We start from the raw sequence: 22,010 nt of genomic DNA on the forward strand, positions 1-22,010 counted from the left end.
GTTTTAAGTATCTAAATTAATGGCCTTCATCTTATTGTAAAGAGTTTTCCTGTCAATGTTTAATAGCTTTGCCGCCTTGGTCTTATTAAAATTCACCTCCCTTAAAACCTTTAATATGGCATCATATTCGGCTTCCTGTGCCGCATTTTTAAGGTCTTTAGGCTTTTCCGTCCTATGTACAGTATACTCCAGTGCCGACGCTTTTGCATAAGTAGAAATTTCCAGCGGAAGGGCTTTTAACTGAATGACCTGTCCTTCTGTCAGTAAAGTAGCCCTTCGGACCACATTTTTGAGTTCCCTTACATTCCCTGGCCAGTTATAGGTTAAGAAACACTCTTCAACCTCTGTAGAAAATCCCTGGATATTTTTATTAAGTTCCCCATTGGCCATCTCCAAAAAATATTTGGCAAACACTAGGATGTCTTTTTCTCTTTTGCTGATCGGAGGTAAAGCAATAGAAAATTCGTTAAACCTGTGATACAGATCTTCCCTGAATTTTCCATTCTGTATAGCCACAGCAAGATTTTCATTGGTTGCTACAATGATCCTGACATCCAGGTCGATTTCCTTTGTACTCCCTATCCTTTTAATTTTGCGTTCCTGCACCGTTCTTAGTAAGGCAGCCTGAATATCGTAAGATAGATTTCCGACTTCATCCAGGAACAGCGTACCTCCATTGGCCATTTCAAAATGGCCGATCTTTGTATATAGTGCTCCTGTAAATGATCCTTTTTCATGCCCAAAGAATTCACTTCCTGCCAATTCTTTGGTTAAGGAACCACAATCCATGGCCACAAATGGCTGATCTTTTCTTGGACTGTTTAAATGAATTGCATGTGCCACAGATTCTTTGCCTGTTCCACTTTCGCCCGTTAAAATAACGCTATACGAAGTAGGTGCAACCAGCAATATTTGTTTAACCAGCTCTTTTGAAGCCGCACTCTGCCCAGTAATAAAATTGCCTGTGCTCTGTATGGATTTGGCTGGTTTCTCTTTCACCGGCTCTCCGGAGTTCCCTTTTTCACCAATTTCATTCAGTGCATATTGGGTTTCTATCGCCTTATTGATCGTCGTCAGAATTTCATCCGGATAAAGCGGTTTGGTGATGTAGTCATGTGCCCCTAGCTTGATCAGTTCTACCGCAAGCTTGATGTCAGAATATCCAGTGATGATGATCACTCCTGTTTTTGGATAACTTTCCTTAATTTTAATCAGCATTTCTCTTCCATCGGTGTCATCCAGCCTGTAATCACAGAGTACCAGATCAAATGCTTCTCTTGAAAGACAGTCCATCGCTGTATTTCCGGTGGTTGCTGTATTGACCTCAAAACCGTTCCTGGTTAGGAATTTAGAAAGAAGCAAGCCTATATTCACCTCATCATCTACAATAAGAATTCTTCTCATATGTACTAAAAGATCTATATTATTAATATTTAAATATAGAAAAATAAATTTATCGTGTAATATTTTCTACACTTTTTCACTGGCAATTCTAATGCCACGAAATTTATCGCCCACTGAAAGATGGCTTTCTCTTTTCCAGGAAAGCTCCAACGCCCTCTTTAAAATCCGCAGTACCAAAACACTTGCCAAATTCATTGATCTCAATTTCAAAGCCATTTAACTTTGCATCTGAAGAAGCATTAATCGCTTTTATAGCACTGGCGATAGCCAATGGGGCCCGCAGTTTAACTTTATCTAAAATCTCTAACGATCTCGCTTTTAAATCTGATGCTGCAACTACGTGGTTAACCAGCCCAATTTCTGCAGCCCTCGCAGCAGAAATCATATCTGCTGTTGCAATCAGCTCAATTGCACGGCCTTTTCCAACCAGACGGGTCAACCTTTGGGTTCCTCCATAACCAGGGATCAATCCCAGTGTGACTTCTGGCAGGCCCAGTTTTGCATTCTCCGAAGCAATACGGATATGACAGGCCATTGCAAGTTCAAGCCCCCCGCCAAGAGCAAAACCATTGATTGCTGCCAAAACAACTTTGGAGCAGTTCTCAATGGCATTAAAGACAGTAGCCTGCCCATGAGCCGCCAGCTCTGCTCCCTGCTGGGTATTGTAATGGGCAAATTCTGAAATATCAGCACCTGCCACAAAAGCTTTTTCTCCAGCTCCTGTGAGTAATACCGCCCTAATACCTTCATGATGCTCTGCAAAAGAAATCGCGTCTGCAAGCTCAGCCAGCGTATCCTTGTTCAACGCGTTTAATTTAGATTCCCGATTAATCGTCAGGTGCAGGACCTGCTCTTTTATTTCTGAGATAATGTTTTGATAATCCATAGTTAGAAATTTCTATTTTCAGCTACCCAGTTTTTAATATAATCAACAATTGTAACCATAGTTGTGCCTGGTGCAAATAATTCACCCACTCCGAGGGTTTTCAGCTTCTGCATATCTCCCTCAGGAATAATCCCACCGCCTGTTAACAATACATCAGACAATCCTTTTTCTTTCATCACAGCAATAATCTTCGGGAAGACTGTCATATGTGCTCCAGACAGGATCGAAATGCCGATCGCATCCACATCTTCCTGCAGAGCCGTATTTACGACCATTTCAGGAGTCTGGCGGAGACCGGTATAGATCACTTCCATTCCTGCATCACGTAACGAGGTTGCGATCACTTTTGCTCCCCTGTCATGTCCGTCCAGCCCAACTTTAGCGACTAAAACACGTACTGGCCTGTTTAATGTACTGCTCATAAATTATACGAATTGTGAAAGGTAAAAGTAATTAATTTAGCGGTTTTATGTTAACTTTGGAGTCTAAATTTACAGTTTTTATGAGTGAGGAAAGATCATTGAACTTTATTGAAGAGATCATTGAAAACGATTTAAACAGCGGAAAATACAAAACCTTGGTAACTCGTTTTCCCCCAGAGCCAAATGGTTACCTGCACATTGGTCATGCCAAGGCAATTTGCCTTAATTTTGGCCTGACCCAAAAATATGGCGGCTATACCAATTTAAGATTTGACGATACAAATCCGGTTACAGAGAAAACCGAATATGTAGACAGCCAGCAGGAAGACATCAAATGGCTCGGATTTCAATGGAAAAATGAACTCTATACCTCCGACTATTTTGACACACTGTATGATTTTGCAGTCAAACTGATTCAAAACAATCTGGCCTATGTAGACCACAGTACTGCTGAAGAAATTGCAGCACAAAAAGGAACACCTACAGAACCCGGTGTTGACAGCCCATACAGAAACCGCAGCATTGAAGAGAATCTTGATCTTTTTACCCGGATGAAAAACGGAGAATTTGAAGACGGGGCATGCACACTGAGGGCAAAAATAGATATGTCCAGCCCTAACATGCTGATGCGGGACCCTATAGTGTACCGGATCAAACACGCAGAACATCACAGAACCGGCAACAAATGGTGCATTTATCCGATGTACGACTTTGCCCATGGCCAAAGCGACAGCATCGAGGAAATCACCCATTCCATCTGCACGTTGGAATATGTATCACACCGTGAACTCTACGACTGGTTCATAGAAAAACTGGACATCTTTCCCTCGCACCAGTATGAATTCGCCCGTTTAAATCTGACCTACACCGTCATGAGTAAGCGTAAACTCCTGCAACTGGTTAATGAAGGTGTGGTTAGTGGCTGGGACGATCCCCGCATGCCAACCATCAGTGGACTGAGACGCCGCGGATACACTCCGGAAAGCATTCGTGAATTTTGTGAAAGGATCGGGATCGCTAAAAGAGAAAATCTGATTGAGCTCAGTCTTTTAGAGTTTTGCATCCGCGAACACCTGAATAAAACAGCCAATCGGGTTATGGCCGTTACAGACCCTATCAAAATGGTCATCACCAATTATCCGGCTGGCCAGGAAGAAATTCTCATTGGCGAAAATAACCCTGAAGCCGAAGATAAAGGTGGTCACAGGGAAATCCCTTTCAGCAATGAGCTTTGGATAGAACGTGAGGATTTTATGGAGGAACCTGCAAAAAAATGGTTCAGACTTGCTCCCGGAGCGATGGTAAGACTTAAACATGCCTATATTGTAAAATGTGAGGATTTTGTAAAAGATTCAGATGGAAATGTAACCGAGATCCATTGCAGCTATATTCCAGAATCCAAAAGCGGCGAAGATACCAGTGGTGTTAATGTTAAAGGAACAATCCACTGGGTGAGTAAAGCACATGCTAAAACAGCCGAGATACGTATTTATGACCGCTTATTCAGTGTAGAGTCTCCGGACAGCGAAGAAGGCGATTTTAAAGATTACCTGAATCCAAACAGTATTGAGGTGATCAAAAACGCCTATATAGAACCTTTTCTTGCCAATGCAGATGTAGATTCAAAATATCAGTTCATCCGCAAAGGATATTATTGTTTTGATAAAGAATCCACATCAGACAAACTGATCTTTAACCGGACAGTTGGTCTTAAAGATGCCTGGGCTAAAGGGAATAAATAGATAAATAGCGATAACAAAAAAGCGACTGATCCTTTGGATCAGTCGCTTTTTTGTTATCAAACCCTTCCTTAGTCCCTTACAGGTACTTTGTGTATAAATTATACAAGATCAGTTTATCGGCAGGTGTTAGCTTTGGCGTAATATCATTTTGCACAAAGTGTCGCTTAAACGCCGTTATAGCAGCTCCGATATTACTGATATCATAACCAATCAAACGAAGCGCCACATCCGTATTAAAATCAGTCGGAGGCAATTTCAATACAGGATCATACCAGTAACCAAAACCCTTTTCTGCCAGTTTCTTCCAGGGAAATTTATTCGGATCAGGTTTCCGTTTCGGTGCAATATCCGCATGGCCAATAAAATTTGCAGTTGGAATATTATACTTTTTTTTAAGAGTGGCCAGCAAGTAACATAAGCTATTGATCTGTGCATCGGAAAATGGCTCATTTCCATTATTATCCAGCTCAATTCCAATAGATGAAGAATTCAGATCGGTATCATTTCCCCAGCGCCCCACACCTGCGTGGTTTGCTCTTAAATAATCGTTAACCATTTGCACCACTTTACCATCCCTGCTGACCACGTAATGCGCACTAACTTGTGTTTTAGTTAGCGTAAATGTCTTTATCGTCTCATCCAGTGAGCTTTGCGCGGTATGATGAATGATCACAAAATTGGGTTTTCTGATGCCAAAATTCACTGTCCCGACAAAGGACTGCAAACCTTCACCCAAGGAATCTATATGTTGATTTTCCGGAGGAAAAGCCTGTATGGTTTCGGCAAAAGATTTTGCCTGCTGTTTGTAAACCTTATTCGTTGCAGCATACCTGCCTGAGGAACACGCACCAAAAAAAAGAACGGTACTGCAGATCAGCAAAATGTTTGCCGGGAAGCCTTGGTTTGACATTTTCATTTTTTTAATCACCCTGTGAAATTAACCAATATTTATCTAAATGGTTTGGAATACCTTAAACTTTGTTTGCGCCCTGTATTTTTTTACTAATTTAGTTGCACTCTTAAATGCAGAGAAATTTAAATCTCGCATTCCCGGGTAGTTAAAGAATATTCATGAAAAACAATTGTGGGCCAGGCAAGTAACAGATGCCCGGTAAACACAATAAAACAAAAACATCCAAGATGAAGAACATAAAAAAGGCAACTCATCTCCTCATCGGCTGTGCTGTAGTCGCAGGCATGGCATCGTGTACGGGCAATCCGGACAAAAAAACGGCTAAAGCAGGAAAATCGACCTCTGCACAAGACAGTTTGCAAGACTATGTCAATCACCGCATCGGTATCTATGAAACCGTAAAACTGACCACAAACCTGAATGACCTCAGTATTAACGAAAGAAAAATACTACCCCTGCTGATTCAGGCAGCCCAGATCATGGACGACCTGTTCTGGAAACAAACCTACCCAAAAGCAGACAGTCTTCTCAATACCGTTAAAGACGAAAATTCAAGATCATTTATAAAAATCAATTACGGCCCCTGGGACAGGTTAAACGGTGATAAACCTTTTATTACAGGAATTGGCTCTAAACCAGATGGTGCCACCTTCTATCCGGAAGGCATGACTAAAGAAGAGGTTGAAAAAGCCAGCCTCAAAGACAAGTTCAATCCTTATTCTGTCATCAGAAAAGATGATGCAGGTAAATTAAGTGTCGTTCCTTATCATGTGCTCTTTGCAACCGAGCTTCAGCAAGCCTCAAGTCTGCTCAAACAGGCAGCCCTGCTGGCAGAAGATCCCGGACTAAAGAAATATCTGAATTTAAGATCAGAGGCCCTGGTTACTGACAATTATACGGCCAGCGATTATGCCTGGCTGGACATGAAGAACAATGGTTTAGATATCATCATTGGGCCGATTGAGAATTACGAAGACAAAATGTTCAATGCCCGTACCTCCTATGAGTCTTACGTGCTCGTGAAAGACAGGGTCTGGAGTAAACGCCTTGCAAAATATGTGAGTATGTTGCCCGAATTGCAAAAAGGACTGCCGGTTGCAGAAAAATACAAAACAGAAACCCCCGGTACCGACAGCGAACTGAATGCCTATGATGTGGTCTATTATGCGGGAGATTGCAATGCCGGATCAAAAACCATTGCCGTAAACCTTCCAAATGACGAGATTATCCAGCAAAAGAAAGGTACCCGCCGCTCTCAGCTGAAAAATGCCATGAAGGCAAAATTTGATAAAATCCTTATTCCTATCGCGAAGGAACTGATCGATAAAGATCAGCAGCAATATATTAAATTTGATGCTTTCTTCGCCAATGTGATGTTCCACGAAGTTGCCCATGGTCTTGGAATCAAAAAAACCATCACCGGCAAAGGATTTGTTAAAGAAGCTTTAAAAGAGCAATACTCCTGGTTGGAAGAAGGCAAAGCGGATATCCTGGGTCTTTATATGGTAACTGGTTTACATAAAAAAGGCGAGCTAACAGGAGATATCAAAGACTATTATACCACCTTTATGGCAGGAATTCTGCGTTCTGTCAGATTTGGTGCGGCCAGCGCACACGGAAAGGCCAACATGCAATGTTTCAATTTTTTCAAAGAAAAAGGCGCTTTTTTAAGAACAGAAGCAGGGACCTATAAAGTTGATTTTGACAAATTCGCCACCGCTATGAACGACCTGAGCAATGTCATCATCACCCTTCAGGGAAATGGAGATTACAGTGCTGTTGCCAAAGTACAAAAGGAAAAAGCTGTCATTCCTACAGAGCTACAATCTGATCTGGATAGACTTAGTAAAAAAGGCATTCCTGTAGACATCATTTTTGAACAAGGTGTGGACGTCTTAGGCGTTAAGTAACCTTTTCTTTTAAATTTTAAAAGCCGGAAAATTAAATTTTCCGGCTTTTTTATGGCCTATAAACAGAAATTTTAACTTTTCTGTAAGCTTTTCTTTTTTTCCTTCTTTATAAAAGGACGCAAACGCTGCCCCTTCATTTTTCCCGGATACAAAAGGAAAAGCATCATTCGAAATGCAGAGGATTGGGGATGAGCATTATAAACCTAAATTCATAAAAATACTCTACGCATTTTTTCTAAAGGTGTAGAAGAAGAGACAGGCCGAATGAAAAACTAAACTTATAAATGTTTGCTTACGATCTTCTCTAAATCTTCAATATCAAAAGGTTTAGAGAGGTATCCATCAGCTCCGGCTTGTTCTGCCAGAGACTTTACATCGTTATTGGCAGAGAAATAGATGACAGGAATATGCTTTAGGTTTTCGTGCCTTTTAAGCTCTCTGGTTGCATCTATTCCTCCTACATCCGGTAACCAGTTGTCCATGAAGATCAGGTCTGGTGTATATGCCGTTACCTGGTCAATGATATCATTGGAGGTTGAGGAGGTCTTAATTTCGTAACCTGCATCCTCCAGGATAATCGTACATAATTCCAGTATTTCCGCATTGTCATCAAAAATGAAGACTTTTTTAGGTGTAGCCATGTATAGGGGTTATTAGGACAACAAATTTATGAATTCTGCCATATCTTCAATGTTTAAAATTCGATCTATTTTCACATACTGTTTTGCCTGCTGCGGCATAAAGGCTACCTGAGCCGTTTCCGGATTCTGGATAATAGCCATTCCACCCCATTCTTTAACCGTTTTCAAGCCATTAACACCATCCGAATTTGAACCCGAAAGCAAGAGGCATACCAGTTTCTTTTTATAAACTTCGGCCGCTGTCTGAAACGTAACATCAATCGCCGGCCTGGAATAGTTCACCTTTTCAGAGTAATCCAAAGAAAATGTCCTGTTCAGTTCCACCAGTAAATGATAATCTGAAGGGGCAACATATACTGTTCCGGGAACAATCCCTTCTTTCTCTTCCACCTCCTTAACCTCCATTCTCGTTCGTCCGGAAAGCAACTCAGGCAGTAAAGAATCAGCTCCGTGCTTCCTGTGTATCACAATAATGACTGGAAATTTTATATCTGGTTTAATCGCTGGTAATACCCGAAGTAAAACATCCAGGCTTCCGGCAGATCCTCCAATAATCAGGGCTTCACAGTTTTCCATTGGGATATAATTATTAATGCCTTTTTTATTTGTATTAATGAGCTCGTAAACTCGGTTTGTTTTTTAACGGTAATGAAGCTATCATGAACAATATTTTTCACGAGCAGTTATTTAATTTTTGTGTTCAAGAGCTCCCTAAAGCTCGGTTTATTGCTGTTTGTGAGTGTTTGCTCACGATGGTTCCATTTTAATTCGTTTTTCGCCAGATCTTCTCGCTCTGCAGTCTTTTGTATTTTCTGGAAATCCTGGAAAAGTCTATCGTTTCCTTTGTCCCCAGGGCCAGATAGCCAAGATCTTCCAGACTGTCATCAAAAAGCTCCAGGACCTTATGTTGTAAATCACGGTCAAAATAGATCAGCACATTCCTACATAAAATTAACTGAAATTCGTTAAAAGAATGATCAGAAACCAGATTATGTGTCGAAAAAATCATTTTGCTCCGGAGCTCGTCATCAAATTTTGCAAGTGAATACTTTGCAGTATAGTAGCTGGAGAAATCATTTTTCCCTCCGGAAAGTATATAATTCTCTGAATATTGTTTCATATAGCTCAGCTGAAACATTCCCTGCCCCGCTTTTTCCAGGACAGAAGGATTAAGATCTGTAGCATAAATCAACGACTTATGCAGCAAATTCAACTCTTTTAACAGGATAGCAATAGAGTAGGCCTCTTCTCCGGTAGAACAGCCCGCCAACCAGATCCTGATAAAGGGATAAGTTCCCAATCTGGGCAACACAATATCACGCAGCGTTTTAAAGAAAACAGGATCCCGGAACATCTCCGTAACATTTACCGTAATTTGTTCTACAAATCGCTTAAAATATACGTTGTCGTTAATAATCTTATATCTGAACTCAGCAAAGCCCGGAATTTTATCCAGGGAATACAGTCGGATCACCCTTCTCTTCAAGGACGCTTTAGAATAGCCCGTAAAGTCATATCCGTAATGTTCCAAAAGGTCTGACAACAAGATCTCAACCTGTTCATCGCTAATTAAAGGCAGTTCCAAATTGTTTATTTTAGATGTTGTGAGAGTAACTGTGTCAAACTGTCCACGTTAATTGGTTTGGAGACATAACCTTTGGCCCCGGCCTCCAGACACCGCTCCCGATCGCCAACCATAGCCTGTGCGGTTACAGCAATTACCGGAATGTCTTTAAGATCCGGGATCTGCTGCATTTTTGCCATAGCCTGATAACCATCCATTCCCGGCATCATCATGTCCATCAGCACCACGCCAATTTCTTCATCTTCCGCTAAAAGCTGAAGCCCTTCCTCTGCACCGGTAGCCGACAAACAAGTATAGCCCTTTGCCTTTAAAACCGCTTTAAGAGCAAATATATTGCGGTTATCATCATCTACTATTAATACTTTTTTAGTGTTCCCCATAAACTCTACGGTTATGTCTTTTAAACTTTATTATACAACCAAACCCTTAGCAAAGAAACCAGCTGGTCTATATCCACAGGTTTTGAAATATAATCAGATGCCCCCGCTGCAATACATTTCTCCCGGTCTCCCATCATTGCCTTTGCAGTAACCGCAAGTACAGGCAGATTTTTATAGGCTGGAATCTTCCGGATTTGTTTGGTACTTTCATAACCATCCATTTCCGGCATCATCATATCCATCAACACAATATCTACAAATGGGTTCTCCTTTAAGATTTGTAACGCTTCCTTTCCGTCGGTAGCGGCAAGCACTTTCATCTTATGTTGTTCCAGGGCTTTGGTGAGTGAAAAAATATTCCTTACGTCATCATCCGCAATCAACACCGTTTTATTGCTCAACACCTCATAAAGGCCCCCAAGTTTTTCCGAAACAGGCTTTTTCTTATCTTCTTCTTTGGCTTCCACCAAATGCAGGAAAAGGCCTGCCTCATCCAATATCCGCTGATAAGAATGAGCTGTTTTCACCACAATAGAGTCCGCATACTGTTTGATCCGATTTTCTTCTCCCTTTGACAAATTCTTTCCGGTGAAAATAATAATTGGCAGGTTCTCCAATCCTTCACTTTTCTTAATTGTTTCCAGTGTTTCATAGGCATTTCTATCTGGAACGCCCATATCCAGGATTACGCAATCCACCTCTTGCTTTTTCAGTGCATCTATACTCTGTGTCACATTCGTTGCCACTTCCGTTTGGATGCTGTAATTACTGAGAAAATAACTCAAAGCTTCCGCATGTTGTTTGTTCTCTTCTACAATCAATACCTTTTTAGGGTGCCTGCTTAGTGCATGTTCCAACTTCTGAAAGATCTGCTTCATGTGCTCCAGAGCCACTGGTTTATTGATAAAATCAACAGCTCCTTTTAAAAGGCTTTCCTTTTTAACTTCCAGCGAGGACATAATATGCACTGGTATATGCCGGGTTTTTGGATTTGCCTTAAGCTCTTCCATGACCTGCCAACCGTCTTTAACCGGAAGCTGAATATCCAGAAGAATGGCCAGGGGATGATAGTGATTGGCCATTTCTATACCGACATCACCCCTAACAGCCACAATTCCCTTATAATTCCGTTTCCTGGTAAATGATAATAGTGTTTTTGCAAAAGCCGTATCATCTTCTATGATCAGTATCACCTTATCATCCGTCAGGATATGATCCCTGTCATCTTCCACTTCCTGAGGGATCTCTGTAACAGTAAACCTTTCCGGAAGCGCCTCTGGAATCGTATCCACATAGTTTGGCATAGCAAAAACGGGTTCTTTTTTCGCAAGGTTTTCCCCTTTTTCGGCTCTATTTAAGAATAAGGACAATGTAAATTCGCTGCCCACATTTTCTTTACTGGTCAGTTCAATCTCACCTCCAAGCAGCTTGGCCAGTTCCCGGCTAATAGATAATCCCAATCCGGTGCCTCCAAATTTTCTACGAGTAGAGCCATCGGCCTGTTGGAAGGCTTCAAAAATTAATTGTTGTTTTTCTAACGGCACCCCTATTCCTGTATCAGAAACCTTGAGGAGCAAGGCCTTGTTTTCTTTATCTGAGGTAATTGTCAGGCTTACTTTTCCCTGACCTGTGAATTTTATCGCATTCGACAGCAGATTCTTTAAAATCTGCTCCAGTCTCATTTTATCTGTATAAATCGGATCAATACCCTCTTCCACTTCGACAACGAGATCCAATCCCTTATTTTTCGCAATAGGATTAAATAAAGAACGCATATCTGTAGCAACCTCAGTTACACTTACCGTTGCAAATTCCAGTTTCATTTTACCCGCTTCTATCTTAGAAAGATCCAGGATTTCATCAATCAACCCAAGTAAGCCTTGTCCGGAACTTTGGATCACTTCAGCATATTCAATATACTCCTTATCCAGCTCTTTATTCTCAGACATCAGTTTAGACAGCAACAGAATAGAATTCAGTGGCGTTCTCAATTCATGCGACATATTGGCCAGAAACTCCGATTTATACTTAGTACTGAGTTCCAGCTGCTGCGCTTTTTGCTGAATCTCCAGGTTTCTTTCCTGTATCAGCTGATTCCGTTCTTCGAGCAAACTGGTCCTTTCTTCCAGTTCCTGATTGCTCTGGAGCAGCTCTTCCTGCTGTACCCTCAGCTCCTCTTCAGAAGTTTGGATTTTTTGCGTTTGCGCTTCCAATTCTGCATTCAAACCCTCCAGTTCACTATGCTGGGCCTGAAGCTCTTCAGCCTGGGCCTGGGTTTCTTCCAGGAATTCCTGCAACCGCTTCCGGTTTTGGGCAACATGAATGGCGATCCCTATATTCGACCCAATACTGGTCAGGTAATCCAATTGAAGAGGGCTATAGGTCGCCAGTGAACCAAATTCCAGAACGCCCACAACAGAGGCATCCCTGATAACAGGGACAGCCACAATATTCCTTGGCCGCGTATTTCCTGAGGCATAGCTAATGGTCAGTTCCCCCTCAGGAATATCATTCAGCAAAATCTGTTTTCCTGAAAGTGCCGCCTGCCCAACAGCCCCTTCCCCTAAAGGGATAAGTTTAGTTTCCTCCTGGTGATTAAGGGCATACCCCGCGCTCAGGGCAAGGCTCTTATTCTCCAGCAGATAAAAGGCCCCTATTTGACTGCCTGTCCTTTCTACAGTAAAGTCCAGAATCTCATGGGCCAGCTCAGCCACTCCTTTTTCTCCCACCATTTTATCGTTCAATCCGGCTATACTTGCCTGAAGCCATTCTTTATCGGCCAGCAAACCGAAAGAATACTCAAGAGATTCTGCCATAGCATTCAAATGCGCAGCAAGACTTCCCAAGCCATCTTCTCCATCCTGTTCGAGTCTGATGTGGTAATTTCCTTTGGAAATCTGACTCGACAATTCCTGTATCACCCGAATACGGGTATCCATTTCATCTTTTTTATCTTGTAAAGCTTGCTGAAGTCTCGTTCTCGTATTAAAATCCGAAGAAACCCGTCGATAAAAGAAAAAGGTGATCAGTAGGGCAAGGCAGGCCGCGATAACAATTAATATCGGCGTATAACGAGCCATTTTATTCAGATCGGCCGTGCGTTCATCCAACAGCCTTTTCTCCTCAACCTGCATGGTTTTGATCAGTGCTCTCGCATTGTCCATATAAAGCTTCCCATTTAAAAGCTCTATCATACTTACACTTCCACCCCTGTTTTTTATCGATATGGTCTTGTCCAGGATGTCCATCCTGTGCTCAATATTATCCTGTAATCTTTTAATGTTTTTTTGCTGAAAATCATTGTCCCTTGTCTGGCTCATCACCTCATTAACCAGATCCAGTGCAGCAGTTTTCGCTCCTGTGTAAGGTTCAAGAAAAACTTTCTCCCCAGTTAACAAATATCCTCTTTGCCCTGTTTCCGCATCCTTAAGTGTGGATATGATATTATCGAGGTTAGAAATGACATCGTTGCTATGTGCAACAAGTTCAGAATTTCTGATCAGGTTCCTGATGCTGAAATAAGACGCAGAGGAACTGACAAAAAGTACTAGTAAAGATAGCCCTAGACCAATTCTGAGGTTATTTTTTATCGTTTTCTTCATAAAATTATTCTGTCTCGGATGTTAATGGAATATAAAAATAGAATTCAGAGCCTTCACCCGGAGTACTTTTTACACCCACCTCCCCACCATGCCTCCTAATGATCTCCGCAGAAATATAAAGACCGATTCCTAATCCCTGAAATTGAATTGCAGTTTCTTCTACCCGAAAAAATTTATCAAAGACACTTTGCTGTTGCTTTTCATCTATGCCAATACCAAAATCCCGTACACCAAGATACAACCGCCCATTTTCATTTCGTAAATTAATCTGGATTTCACTGGTGCCGGGAGAATATTTTATCGCGTTGGTCATAAAGTTAATGATCACCTGCTCTATCCTCATCTCATCACCGTATACCGGTACAGATGCAGATCCATTCTTTATGATCTTAAACTCAGGATTAGATTGCTGAATGATCTCGATCACTCCGTCCAGTAATTCATGCATCATAAAATTCTTCTTGTTGAATTTGAGCTTTCCACTCTCTATTTTAGAGATGTCCAGCAAATCAGCAATCAGTTCATTTAATTTCTCCAGTTGAGTCTGCGCTTTTTGCAAATGCCTCTTAACCGTCGTCACATCTCCCTTGTCAATACTTCTGTCCAGCAACTGCATATATCCCTTTACACTTGTCAATGGGGTTTTAAGTTCATGGCTGGCAATACTGATAAATTCATCTTTCTTATTTTCAGCTTTCTTTCTAAATTCAATTTCATCCAGCAATGCTTTCTGGATCTCAATCAATTTCCGGCTTTGCTCGTAAATTCGATAAAATGTCTTAACCTTCAGCAACAACACATCCATATCCACCGGTTTCGTAATGTAGTCCAGCCCTCCCGAAGAATAACCTTTGGTAATAAAACGAAGTTCCGTATTGGCTGCAGAGAGAAAAATAATCGCTGTTTCCCTTGCCTTACTATAACCCGAAATCGCTTCTGCAACTTCAAAGCCATCCATTCCCGGCATCTGAACATCCAGAATAATCAAAACATATTCATTCCGGAGAACCTTTTTTAAAGCTTCTTCTCCGGACGATGCCGTATCTACCTCAAAATTATGTGCTTCGAGAACTTTTTTTAAAGAAATAAGATTTTCTGGTGTATCGTCTACAATTAGGATCATTATTTAAGGTGATAGGACTTACCAGCTTCGCTTTTTCTGGAATCAGCCGTTTAAAATATTTCTAATATATACAACTTTAAAGGATAATGTATGCTTTCAATCTATATTATTGAATTTGGGTATAGCGGGATTACCTATCGGTTAATGCCTTAAAGTTGCCTGGCCGTAAAGGTATCCCCCTGGTTAATGTCACCAGTATCAAATCCTTTTTTAAACCAATATACCCTTTGAGCAGATGTTCCGTGCGTAAAAGCGTCGGGAACAACCTGTCCCTGTCCCTGCTGCTGAAGTTTGTCATCTCCAATTGCATTAGCTGCATTCATCGCTTCCTCAATATCTCCCGGATCCAGGCGAAAATCCTTCAGGTCCTGGGCGTGCCTGGCCCACATCCCGGCGAGAAAATCGGCCTGAAGCTCTAGTTTAACAGACATCCTGTTGTACTCTTTTTCGCTGAGCTGACTCCGGTAGCGCTCCATTTTCGCAGAGATCCCCAGAAGATTCTGTACATGATGTCCAACCTCGTGAGCAATCACATAGGCCTGGGCAAAATCACCTGCAGCACCAAACCGGTCTTTCAGTTCCTGATAAAAACTCAGGTCGATATAAACCTTATGATCTCCGGGACAATAAAAAGGCCCTACAGCTGAACTTGCATTCCCACAGGCAGACTGTACCATATGATCAAACAAAACCAGTGCGGGCTTTTCGTAGCTTTTATTCATTGCAGCAAACTGCTGTTCCCACACCTGATTGGTGGATTCCAGCACCCCGTCAACAAATTTACCCTCTGCATCCGTTGGATCACCCTTTTTAGCCTCCTGCTGCGTAGTTCCAGCAGGAATCTGACTCACCAAACCCGTAAGGTCTTTTCCAAAAAAGAGACCAACAATGATGACCAGAAGACCAATCCCTCCGCCCAGAACAGGACCTCCCTTTCCGCCCCTCCTGTCTTCGATATTACCACTACCTTTACCGAACCATTGCATATTAATTTTATTTAGTTAAACGCCAATAAAGCCTTGCTTATTCTGTCTTCAGTTTCTGAAGCACCAAGCAATACCGCTATATCAAATACACCAGGACCAAATTTTCCCCCAACCAGCATAATCCGGAATGGAAGCATCAGTTCCCCTGGTTTGAGGTTGTGTGTTACCGTTAAAGCCTTAAACTCTTCTTCCAGCTCTACCGCACTTACCCCATCCTTTAAAACAGCCATAAAAGCCTCAAAAAATGTGCTCTTCTCTATAGTCCACTTCGGTTTTACCGCTGCCAGATCATAGGTTTCAGGAGAAACAAAAAAATAACGGCTTTGTGTGATAAAATCTGTTAAAAGATGACAACGGTCTTTGACCAGATCAATTACTTTATCCAGATAACCATCTTCAACAGAGGCCAAACCACTTTTCAATAACTCATTTTTTATAACAGGAGCGATCTTTTTTGCTTCGGCATGCTTAATCCATTCATGATTATACCATTTAGCCTTTTCGAAATCAAACTTCGCTCCAGCCTTACTGATCCTTTCTACAGAAAACTTTTCGATCAGCTCTTCCATAGTAAAAATCTCCTGATCCGTTCCATCATTCCATCCCAGCATCGCCAGCAGATTTACAAAAGCCTCTGGCATAAAACCAAGTTCTTTAAACCCCGCAGTCAGATCTCCTGTTTTAGGATCCGTCCAATTTTGGGCATACACAGGGAATCCCAATCTGTCGCCATCACGCTTACTTAGTTTTCCGTTTCCATCTGGCTTTAAAATGAGCGGAAGATGCACCCAGTGCGGCATTTCATCTTCCCAACCCAGATATCTCCAGAGCAGAATATGAATCGGCGCTGATGGCAGCCATTCCTCGCCTCTAAAAATATGACTAATCTCCATGGCCTTGTCATCTGCAACGACAGCCAGGTGATACGTTGGCATTCCATCGGCTTTTAAAAGCACTTTATCATCCACCAGATTGGTGTCAAAACTCACATGGCCACGGATCAGATCAATAAAGGAAACCTGTTCGTTTTCAGGCATTTTAATTCTGACAACGAATGGCGTCTGCTTTTCCAGCAAAGACTCTACCTCGTCTGCAGTTAAGGTCAATGAATTTCGCATCTGCATGCGGGTAGACTGTCCATATAAAAAATTAGGAAATTCTTTCCGTTTTGCATCCAGTTCTTCCGGGGTATCAAAAGCATAATATGCATGGCCATCTGCAATAAGCTGGTCTGCATATTGTTTATAGCTTGCTTTCCGTTCACTCTGGCGGTACGGACCAAATGCACCTCCTTTTTGAGGACTCTCATCAGGAGACATGCCGCACCATTCCAGGCAGGAAACAATATATTCTTCAGCCCCCGCCACAAAACGGGTCTGGTCTGTATCTTCTACACGCAAAACAAAGGTTCCGCCATGCTGTTTGGCAAATAAATAGTTAAACAATGCGGTGCGTACACCACCTAAATGCAGTCCTCCTGTTGGACTTGGAGCAAATCTTACTCTAACTTTCTTTTCCATAATCTTACCTGCAAATATATATTTTTTACACTGTTACCGTTCTATTGATGCGTTATTGAATGCTATTTTGTAATTTGCCTCCACATTTTATGAACCCTTACGAAAAAAAACGTCGCTGGAAATTATTCTTACTTGCCTTTGCAGCAGTAATCGGTGCAGCATCTGTTTTTTACAGCGATTTTTTCGTTAAAAAAATGGAACGGGAAGAAAGAATACAATTTGAGCTTTGGGTAAAAGGAACCGAAAAATCCTCCCAGATCTTTGAAGATGCCCTGTATGCAGAAGTACTCAACATGATCACTTCCAGCAGCACCGTACCTGTCATACTAACCGACACCACCGGAACAAAAATAGAAACCTACCTGCGCCTTGACAGTACCAAGACCAATTACGTAGATGCCACTTCCAAGACCACTTACGATCCGGGCTATTTTCAGCGCGAACTGAGCCGGATGAAAAAGCAGCATGCTCCTTTACCCATCAATTACATGGGCAGAAAGATGCTCGTCTACTATAAAGACTCTTTTATTCTCACACAACTTCGTTATTTCCCCTATATACAACTCGGGGTCATCGCCCTGTTTCTTCTCACCGCCTATGTTGCTTTCAGTTCCGCCAGAAAAGCCGAGCAGGATCAGGTGTGGGTCGGTATGGCCAAAGAAACCGCCCACCAGCTGGGTACACCGATTTCTTCCCTTATGGCCTGGGTAGAACTCATCAAATCCCGCTTTGATGCAGAAGATGACCCTTTGATCGCTGAAATGGAAAATGACATTAAACGTCTGGAAGTGATTACAGACCGCTTTTCAAAGATTGGTTCAAAACCCATTTTGGAAGACCACGTCGTTTTCGTTGTGATCCATAATTTCATAGATTATTTTAAATTACGGACCTCAGATAAGATCATCTTTAACATTACTGGAGACGAACAGGTCCGGGCCATGTTAAATGTTCCCCTGTTTGACTGGGTGATCGAAAATCTGTTGAAAAATGCAGCCAATGCCATCGCCAACGAAGGAAGCATCACCGTAAACATCATCGAAAACCTGGCAAAAGAAGAAGTCTTTATTGACGTGACCGATACCGGAAAAGGTATTCCAAGGTCAAAATTTGATGCCGTATTCCAGCCCGGCTTTACCACCAGGAAAAGAGGCTGGGGACTTGGGCTCTCTCTTACCCGGCGCATCGTAGAAAACTACCACAGCGGGCAGATCTTTGTCAAAGATTCAGAACTCGGGAAAGGAACTACCTTTAGAATTATACTTAAAAGCAGCATTACTTATGAACCGACCACAACCGAAAGACTATCATGAAATGGTTAGCGGCTATATCAGCCTGGTAGAAGGAAACAATGTACTGGAAGTCCTTAAACAACAAGGCACAGACTTTCCAGATTTCCTGAACAATCTGATTGAGAAAGCAGATTATGCCTATGCCCCAGGAAAATGGACCATTAAAGAAATGGCAGGACACCTCATAGACACAGAAAGAATTTTGACCTATCGGTTGCTTTGTATAGCCCGCGGAGAACAAAGCCCTTTACCTGGTTTTGAAGAAAATGCGTATGTAGAGCAGGCACATTTTGAAGACAGAAGCCTATTGAGCCTGTCCGAGGAGTTTTCCCTGTTAAGAAAAGCAAATCTTTATCTCTACAATTCCCTCAATGCGCAGGAACTGGAACGTAAAGGAACCGCTGCAGGAAGACAGCTCACCGTCAACGCATTGCTGTTCACTATTGCCGGGCATCTTATTCATCATACTCAAATCATTAAAGAACGATACCTGTAATGTGGTTTTCAGAATTTACACCAGAAGCATTAAATGACCGCCCCAAAAACCATATTGGAGCCTTGCTGGACATTAAGTTTACCGAAATAGGCAGCAATTTCATAAAGGCAACCATGCCTGTTGACGAAAGAACCCACCAGCCTGCAGGTATCCTGCATGGCGGCGCCTCTGTAGTCCTGGCAGAAACTCTTGGAAGTATCGCCTCCTATATGTGTATAGATCCGGAGAAATATATTGCTGTTGGCCTGGAAGTCAATGCAAATCATTTAAGATCGGTCAAAAACGGACTGGTTACAGGTATTTGTACACCATTGCATATCGGGGCAAAAACACACGTCTGGGAAATTAAGATCTATACAGATAAAGACAAAATGAGTTGCGTGAGCAGGCTAACAGTAGCCATTCTACCTAAGCCCTTATAAGCCTCCCGATCTCAGCTCTGCACGGATACGGCTTAAGGTCACCTGAGTAACGCCAAGATAAGAAGCGATATAGCCCAATTGAACCCGCTGAACAACAGAAGGCGTATTTTTGATCAGCTCAGCGTAACGCTCGGCAGCAGGAGTAAAAAGCCGGCCGATAAAGCGTTCTTCCGTTTTGATCAGTTCCCGTTCAGCAAATTTCCTCCCCCAATTGGCCAGTTCTATATGCTTACTGAAAAGATCTTGCAGGGTCTCTGTTTTTATCTCGTACAGTACGCTATTCTCCAGGAGCACGATATTTTCATAGCCCTTACTCCCATAAATATAACTGTGATAAGAAAAAATGGCATCTCCCTCCATTCCAAACCAGAAAGTGATTTGATTGTCTTTACCATCACAATAAGCTCTCGCAACCCCTCTTTCAATAAAATAAAGGGATCGTTCAATTCTGTCGGAGTGAATGATCAAATGATTTTTGGGCAGCTCAATCCTCTTTAATTCCCTTGTAAGAAGACCCAGGTCAGCCTCTTTCAATGGATATATCTCTTTAATATGGTTCAGAATCTGCTCCAAAATGCGTTTTTTGATAAAGATAAAATAAGCATAGCAGATTTTTTAACAAAGGGTGTAACCTAATTAAAAAACATGTTGTCCTAATATACAGAACATATAATTAACAGATCGCAAACGATTAAAACATAAAAAGATGCACGACTTACTCCCAATCTTAGTTTTCCTTGGAGCCTTTGCCCTGGCATTCGGTATCCGATACTTATCCAACAGAGAAAAAATGGCCATGATAGAACGCGGCATCGATCCTGGTGTCGCAAAATCAAGGCCATCAGCCCCTATGCCTTTTCTAAGCCTGAAATTTGGCTTGCTCCTGGTCGGGCTTGGTATAGGTTTACTTCTCGCTCTTTTTATCTCTATGCAAGCCCGCATGGAAGATGAACAGGCCACGGCTGTATATTTTGGTTGCCTGGGCATTTTTGGAGGTATAGGGCTTATTATATCTTATATTATTGAGCGGAAATGGCTGGATAATCATCCTGAAAAATAGGAATATAAAAATACAGACTCCTATTTTATCCTCCCTTATACGGGGCCTTTATACGACCAGGTGTATACAGGCCCCGTATTTTTTTAACATATGTAAAAAACTCCCGCTCCGTCTTATTGTATTTTTGTCGAAAATTTACAATTATGAACTGGATCATTCTCATCATAGCCGGGCTTTTCGAAGTCGGTTTTACCACATGTCTAAAACTGTCCAACAACTTCAGCAATTTAAAATGGACCATTGCTTTCGCTATTAGCATCAGTCTGAGTTTCTTTTTTTTAAACAAGGCCACCCAAACCCTTCCAATGGGCACAGCGTATGCGGTATGGACAGGAATCGGGGCCGTAGGCACTGTTATTGTCGGTATTCTCTATTTCAATGAACCCGCCAATTTCTGGCGGATCTTTTTTATAGCAACCCTGATTGCCTCCATACTCGGCCTAAAATTCTTTGCTGGCGCAGCACACTAAATATTTTATTAAATTGCTGTAACCTGCTACCGAAAACAGGCGTCTTAACAGATATATGCAGGAGCAGCAAACGGATTACGCATTAATTACAGCAGTACTGGAAGGAAATACCGCGGTTTACGCCGATCTGGTTAAACGTCACCAGCGCTTTGTATTTACTATGGCCATGCGTTTTGCAAAGAATAGAGAGGATGCAGAGGAAATTGCTCAGGATTGTTTTGTAAAAGCCTATAAAGCGCTGGGCACCTTCCAGTACACCTCTAAATTCAGCACCTGGCTATATACGATTACTTATACCACGGCCATGACCTTTCTCAGAAAGAAAAAACTCTCTACCCTCTCTCTGAATGATGATGAAAATACGGTTCAGATTGAAAATCATATTTCTGACTACAATGCCAATAGCATCGAAAAGAAGTCAGGATACGCCTACCTGAGTCAGGCCATTGACCTGCTTTTGCCCGATGATGCCATGATCATTACCTTGTTTTACATGGGAGAACAAAGCCTGGAAGAGATTGCACAAACCATGCACATGGAAAGCAAGACCATTAAAGTAAAACTGCACCGGGCCAGGACCCGTTTAAAAGAAAAATTACAATATTTGTTAAAAGATGAAGTAAAGGAGCTGATATGAAAACGATAGATGAAGAAATTTGGGATTACCTGGACGGCGGATTAGCCGCTGATCAGAAGGCGGAAATAGCGGCAAAGATCAACTCGGATCCGGCTTATCAACAGGTCTACACCGAATTACAGGAAGTTCACCAATTGATGAAAGGTGCAGAACTGGAAGAACCATCTATGTCCTTCACCAGGAATGTAATGGACCAGGTTAGCCTCGAAATCGCCCCAATCGCCTTAAAAACAAAAGTAAGCAAGACAATTATCTATTCGATTGCTGCCTTCTTTCTTCTGTCCATAATGGCTATTATGGTTTATACCATTGCCAACAGCACTTTAAGTGACGAATCGTTTAAAGTACCTGACTTAAAACTTCCGGTCAATACCCAGGGATTCATTACCCCAACTTCCATCCGGATCTTTTTCTTTGTAGATATCGTCCTCGCTTTGATTTACCTGGACAGTTTCCTGCGACGTAAAAAAGCATAAAATCGAAAAAGGCCGGGAAGTATCCCGGCCTTTTTATTGAATA

Annotated in this window: 22 protein-coding genes; 9 read left to right on the forward strand and 13 right to left on the reverse strand. The window is 42.0% G+C overall.

Annotated features, from left to right (window positions below; genetic code table 11):
- Positions 1-3: 3 nt before the first annotated feature.
- The 3 genes from R2S08_RS04565 to R2S08_RS04575 form a co-directional block, all read right to left on the reverse strand.
- Positions 4-1,404, reverse strand: coding sequence for a sigma-54-dependent transcriptional regulator (locus tag R2S08_RS04565; RefSeq protein WP_133779119.1), 1,401 nt, complete (start codon positions 1,402-1,404; stop codon positions 4-6).
- A 103-nt stretch (positions 1,405-1,507) separates the two neighbouring features.
- Entirely contained in the window at positions 1,508-2,290 is a 783-nt protein-coding gene (locus R2S08_RS04570) for an enoyl-CoA hydratase/isomerase family protein (protein ID WP_133779118.1), read from the reverse strand.
- A 2-nt stretch (positions 2,291-2,292) separates the two neighbouring features.
- A complete protein-coding gene (locus tag R2S08_RS04575) occupies positions 2,293-2,712 on the reverse strand; it encodes a cobalamin B12-binding domain-containing protein (protein ID WP_316834034.1) in 420 nt (139 codons plus the stop codon).
- An 80-nt stretch (positions 2,713-2,792) separates the two neighbouring features.
- Between R2S08_RS04575 and R2S08_RS04580 the strand changes: the two genes are divergently transcribed.
- Positions 2,793-4,454 (forward strand): glutamine--tRNA ligase/YqeY domain fusion protein, encoded by a 1,662-nt coding sequence (locus R2S08_RS04580; protein ID WP_316834035.1) that lies wholly within the window; start codon positions 2,793-2,795, stop codon positions 4,452-4,454.
- Positions 4,455-4,530: 76 nt separating this feature from the next.
- On the opposite strand, the gene R2S08_RS04585 is transcribed toward R2S08_RS04580, so the two are convergent.
- Positions 4,531-5,364, reverse strand: a complete 834-nt coding sequence (locus R2S08_RS04585; RefSeq protein WP_410479509.1) for an N-acetylmuramoyl-L-alanine amidase — start codon at positions 5,362-5,364, stop codon at positions 4,531-4,533.
- A gap of 230 nt (positions 5,365-5,594) precedes the next feature.
- On the opposite strand from R2S08_RS04585, the gene R2S08_RS04590 reads away from it, so the two are divergent.
- Positions 5,595-7,277: a dipeptidyl-peptidase 3 family protein gene (locus R2S08_RS04590; RefSeq protein ID WP_316834037.1), complete on the forward strand. Its 1,683-nt coding sequence runs from the start codon at positions 5,595-5,597 to the stop codon at positions 7,275-7,277.
- Between the two features lie 278 nt (positions 7,278-7,555).
- On the opposite strand, the gene R2S08_RS04595 is transcribed toward R2S08_RS04590, so the two are convergent.
- From R2S08_RS04595 to gltX, 8 genes are all read right to left on the reverse strand, one after another.
- Positions 7,556-7,918, reverse strand: a complete 363-nt coding sequence (locus tag R2S08_RS04595; protein WP_199077389.1) for a response regulator — start codon at positions 7,916-7,918, stop codon at positions 7,556-7,558.
- 12 nt (positions 7,919-7,930) lie between these two features.
- On the reverse strand, positions 7,931-8,494 hold the full coding sequence (locus R2S08_RS04600; RefSeq protein ID WP_316834038.1) for a chemotaxis protein CheB: 564 nt from the start codon (positions 8,492-8,494) through the stop codon (positions 7,931-7,933).
- A 187-nt stretch (positions 8,495-8,681) separates the two neighbouring features.
- Complete coding sequence (locus R2S08_RS04605; protein ID WP_316834039.1) at positions 8,682-9,503, reverse strand: protein-glutamate O-methyltransferase CheR; 822 nt, start codon at positions 9,501-9,503, stop codon at positions 8,682-8,684.
- 5 nt (positions 9,504-9,508) lie between these two features.
- A complete protein-coding gene (locus tag R2S08_RS04610; RefSeq protein ID WP_133779111.1) occupies positions 9,509-9,883 on the reverse strand; it encodes a response regulator in 375 nt (124 codons plus the stop codon).
- 20 nt (positions 9,884-9,903) lie between these two features.
- Complete coding sequence (locus tag R2S08_RS04615; RefSeq protein ID WP_316834040.1) at positions 9,904-13,485, reverse strand: response regulator; 3,582 nt, start codon at positions 13,483-13,485, stop codon at positions 9,904-9,906.
- A 4-nt stretch (positions 13,486-13,489) separates the two neighbouring features.
- A complete protein-coding gene (locus R2S08_RS04620) occupies positions 13,490-14,608 on the reverse strand; it encodes an ATP-binding protein (RefSeq protein WP_133779109.1) in 1,119 nt (372 codons plus the stop codon).
- 149 nt (positions 14,609-14,757) lie between these two features.
- Positions 14,758-15,594: a neutral zinc metallopeptidase gene (locus R2S08_RS04625; protein ID WP_316834041.1), complete on the reverse strand. Its 837-nt coding sequence runs from the start codon at positions 15,592-15,594 to the stop codon at positions 14,758-14,760.
- Positions 15,595-15,605: 11 nt separating this feature from the next.
- Positions 15,606-17,114 carry a glutamate--tRNA ligase gene (gltX, locus tag R2S08_RS04630; RefSeq protein ID WP_316834042.1) on the reverse strand — a complete coding sequence of 503 codons (1,509 nt, stop codon included), beginning with the start codon at positions 17,112-17,114 and terminating at the stop codon, positions 15,606-15,608.
- 89 nt (positions 17,115-17,203) lie between these two features.
- On the opposite strand from gltX, the gene R2S08_RS04635 reads away from it, so the two are divergent.
- The 3 genes from R2S08_RS04635 to R2S08_RS04645 are packed head-to-tail and all read left to right on the forward strand — an operon-like array spanning position 17,204 to position 19,324.
- Positions 17,204-18,427, forward strand: a complete 1,224-nt coding sequence (locus tag R2S08_RS04635) for a HAMP domain-containing sensor histidine kinase (protein ID WP_316834043.1) — start codon at positions 17,204-17,206, stop codon at positions 18,425-18,427.
- Positions 18,396-18,902, forward strand: coding sequence for a DinB family protein (locus R2S08_RS04640; protein WP_316834044.1), 507 nt, complete (start codon positions 18,396-18,398; stop codon positions 18,900-18,902). Before R2S08_RS04635 ends, R2S08_RS04640 begins: the two co-directional genes overlap by 32 nt.
- The gene (locus R2S08_RS04645; RefSeq protein ID WP_316834045.1) at positions 18,902-19,324 is read left to right on the forward strand and encodes a hotdog fold thioesterase; all 423 of its coding nucleotides are present in this window, start codon (positions 18,902-18,904) and stop codon (positions 19,322-19,324) included. Before R2S08_RS04640 ends, R2S08_RS04645 begins: the two co-directional genes overlap by 1 nt.
- On the opposite strand, the gene R2S08_RS04650 is transcribed toward R2S08_RS04645, so the two are convergent.
- Positions 19,319-19,897 (reverse strand): Crp/Fnr family transcriptional regulator, encoded by a 579-nt coding sequence (locus tag R2S08_RS04650; RefSeq protein ID WP_316834046.1) that lies wholly within the window; start codon positions 19,895-19,897, stop codon positions 19,319-19,321. The genes R2S08_RS04645 and R2S08_RS04650 overlap by 6 nt on opposite strands.
- Positions 19,898-20,030: 133 nt before the next feature.
- On the opposite strand from R2S08_RS04650, the gene R2S08_RS04655 reads away from it, so the two are divergent.
- From R2S08_RS04655 to R2S08_RS04670, 4 genes are all read left to right on the forward strand, one after another.
- Complete coding sequence (locus R2S08_RS04655; protein ID WP_133779102.1) at positions 20,031-20,384, forward strand: DUF6249 domain-containing protein; 354 nt, start codon at positions 20,031-20,033, stop codon at positions 20,382-20,384.
- A gap of 143 nt (positions 20,385-20,527) precedes the next feature.
- The gene (locus R2S08_RS04660; RefSeq protein ID WP_108550090.1) at positions 20,528-20,854 is read left to right on the forward strand and encodes a DMT family transporter; all 327 of its coding nucleotides are present in this window, start codon (positions 20,528-20,530) and stop codon (positions 20,852-20,854) included.
- A 55-nt stretch (positions 20,855-20,909) separates the two neighbouring features.
- Positions 20,910-21,491 carry an RNA polymerase sigma factor gene (locus R2S08_RS04665; protein ID WP_316834047.1) on the forward strand — a complete coding sequence of 194 codons (582 nt, stop codon included), beginning with the start codon at positions 20,910-20,912 and terminating at the stop codon, positions 21,489-21,491.
- On the forward strand, positions 21,488-21,967 hold the full coding sequence (locus R2S08_RS04670) for an anti-sigma factor family protein (RefSeq protein ID WP_133779099.1): 480 nt from the start codon (positions 21,488-21,490) through the stop codon (positions 21,965-21,967). Before R2S08_RS04665 ends, R2S08_RS04670 begins: the two co-directional genes overlap by 4 nt.
- The last annotated feature ends 43 nt before the right edge of the window (positions 21,968-22,010 follow it).

This window comes from Pedobacter nutrimenti, assembly GCF_032678445.1.
Lineage (GTDB): Bacteria > Bacteroidota > Bacteroidia > Sphingobacteriales > Sphingobacteriaceae > Pedobacter > Pedobacter nutrimenti_A.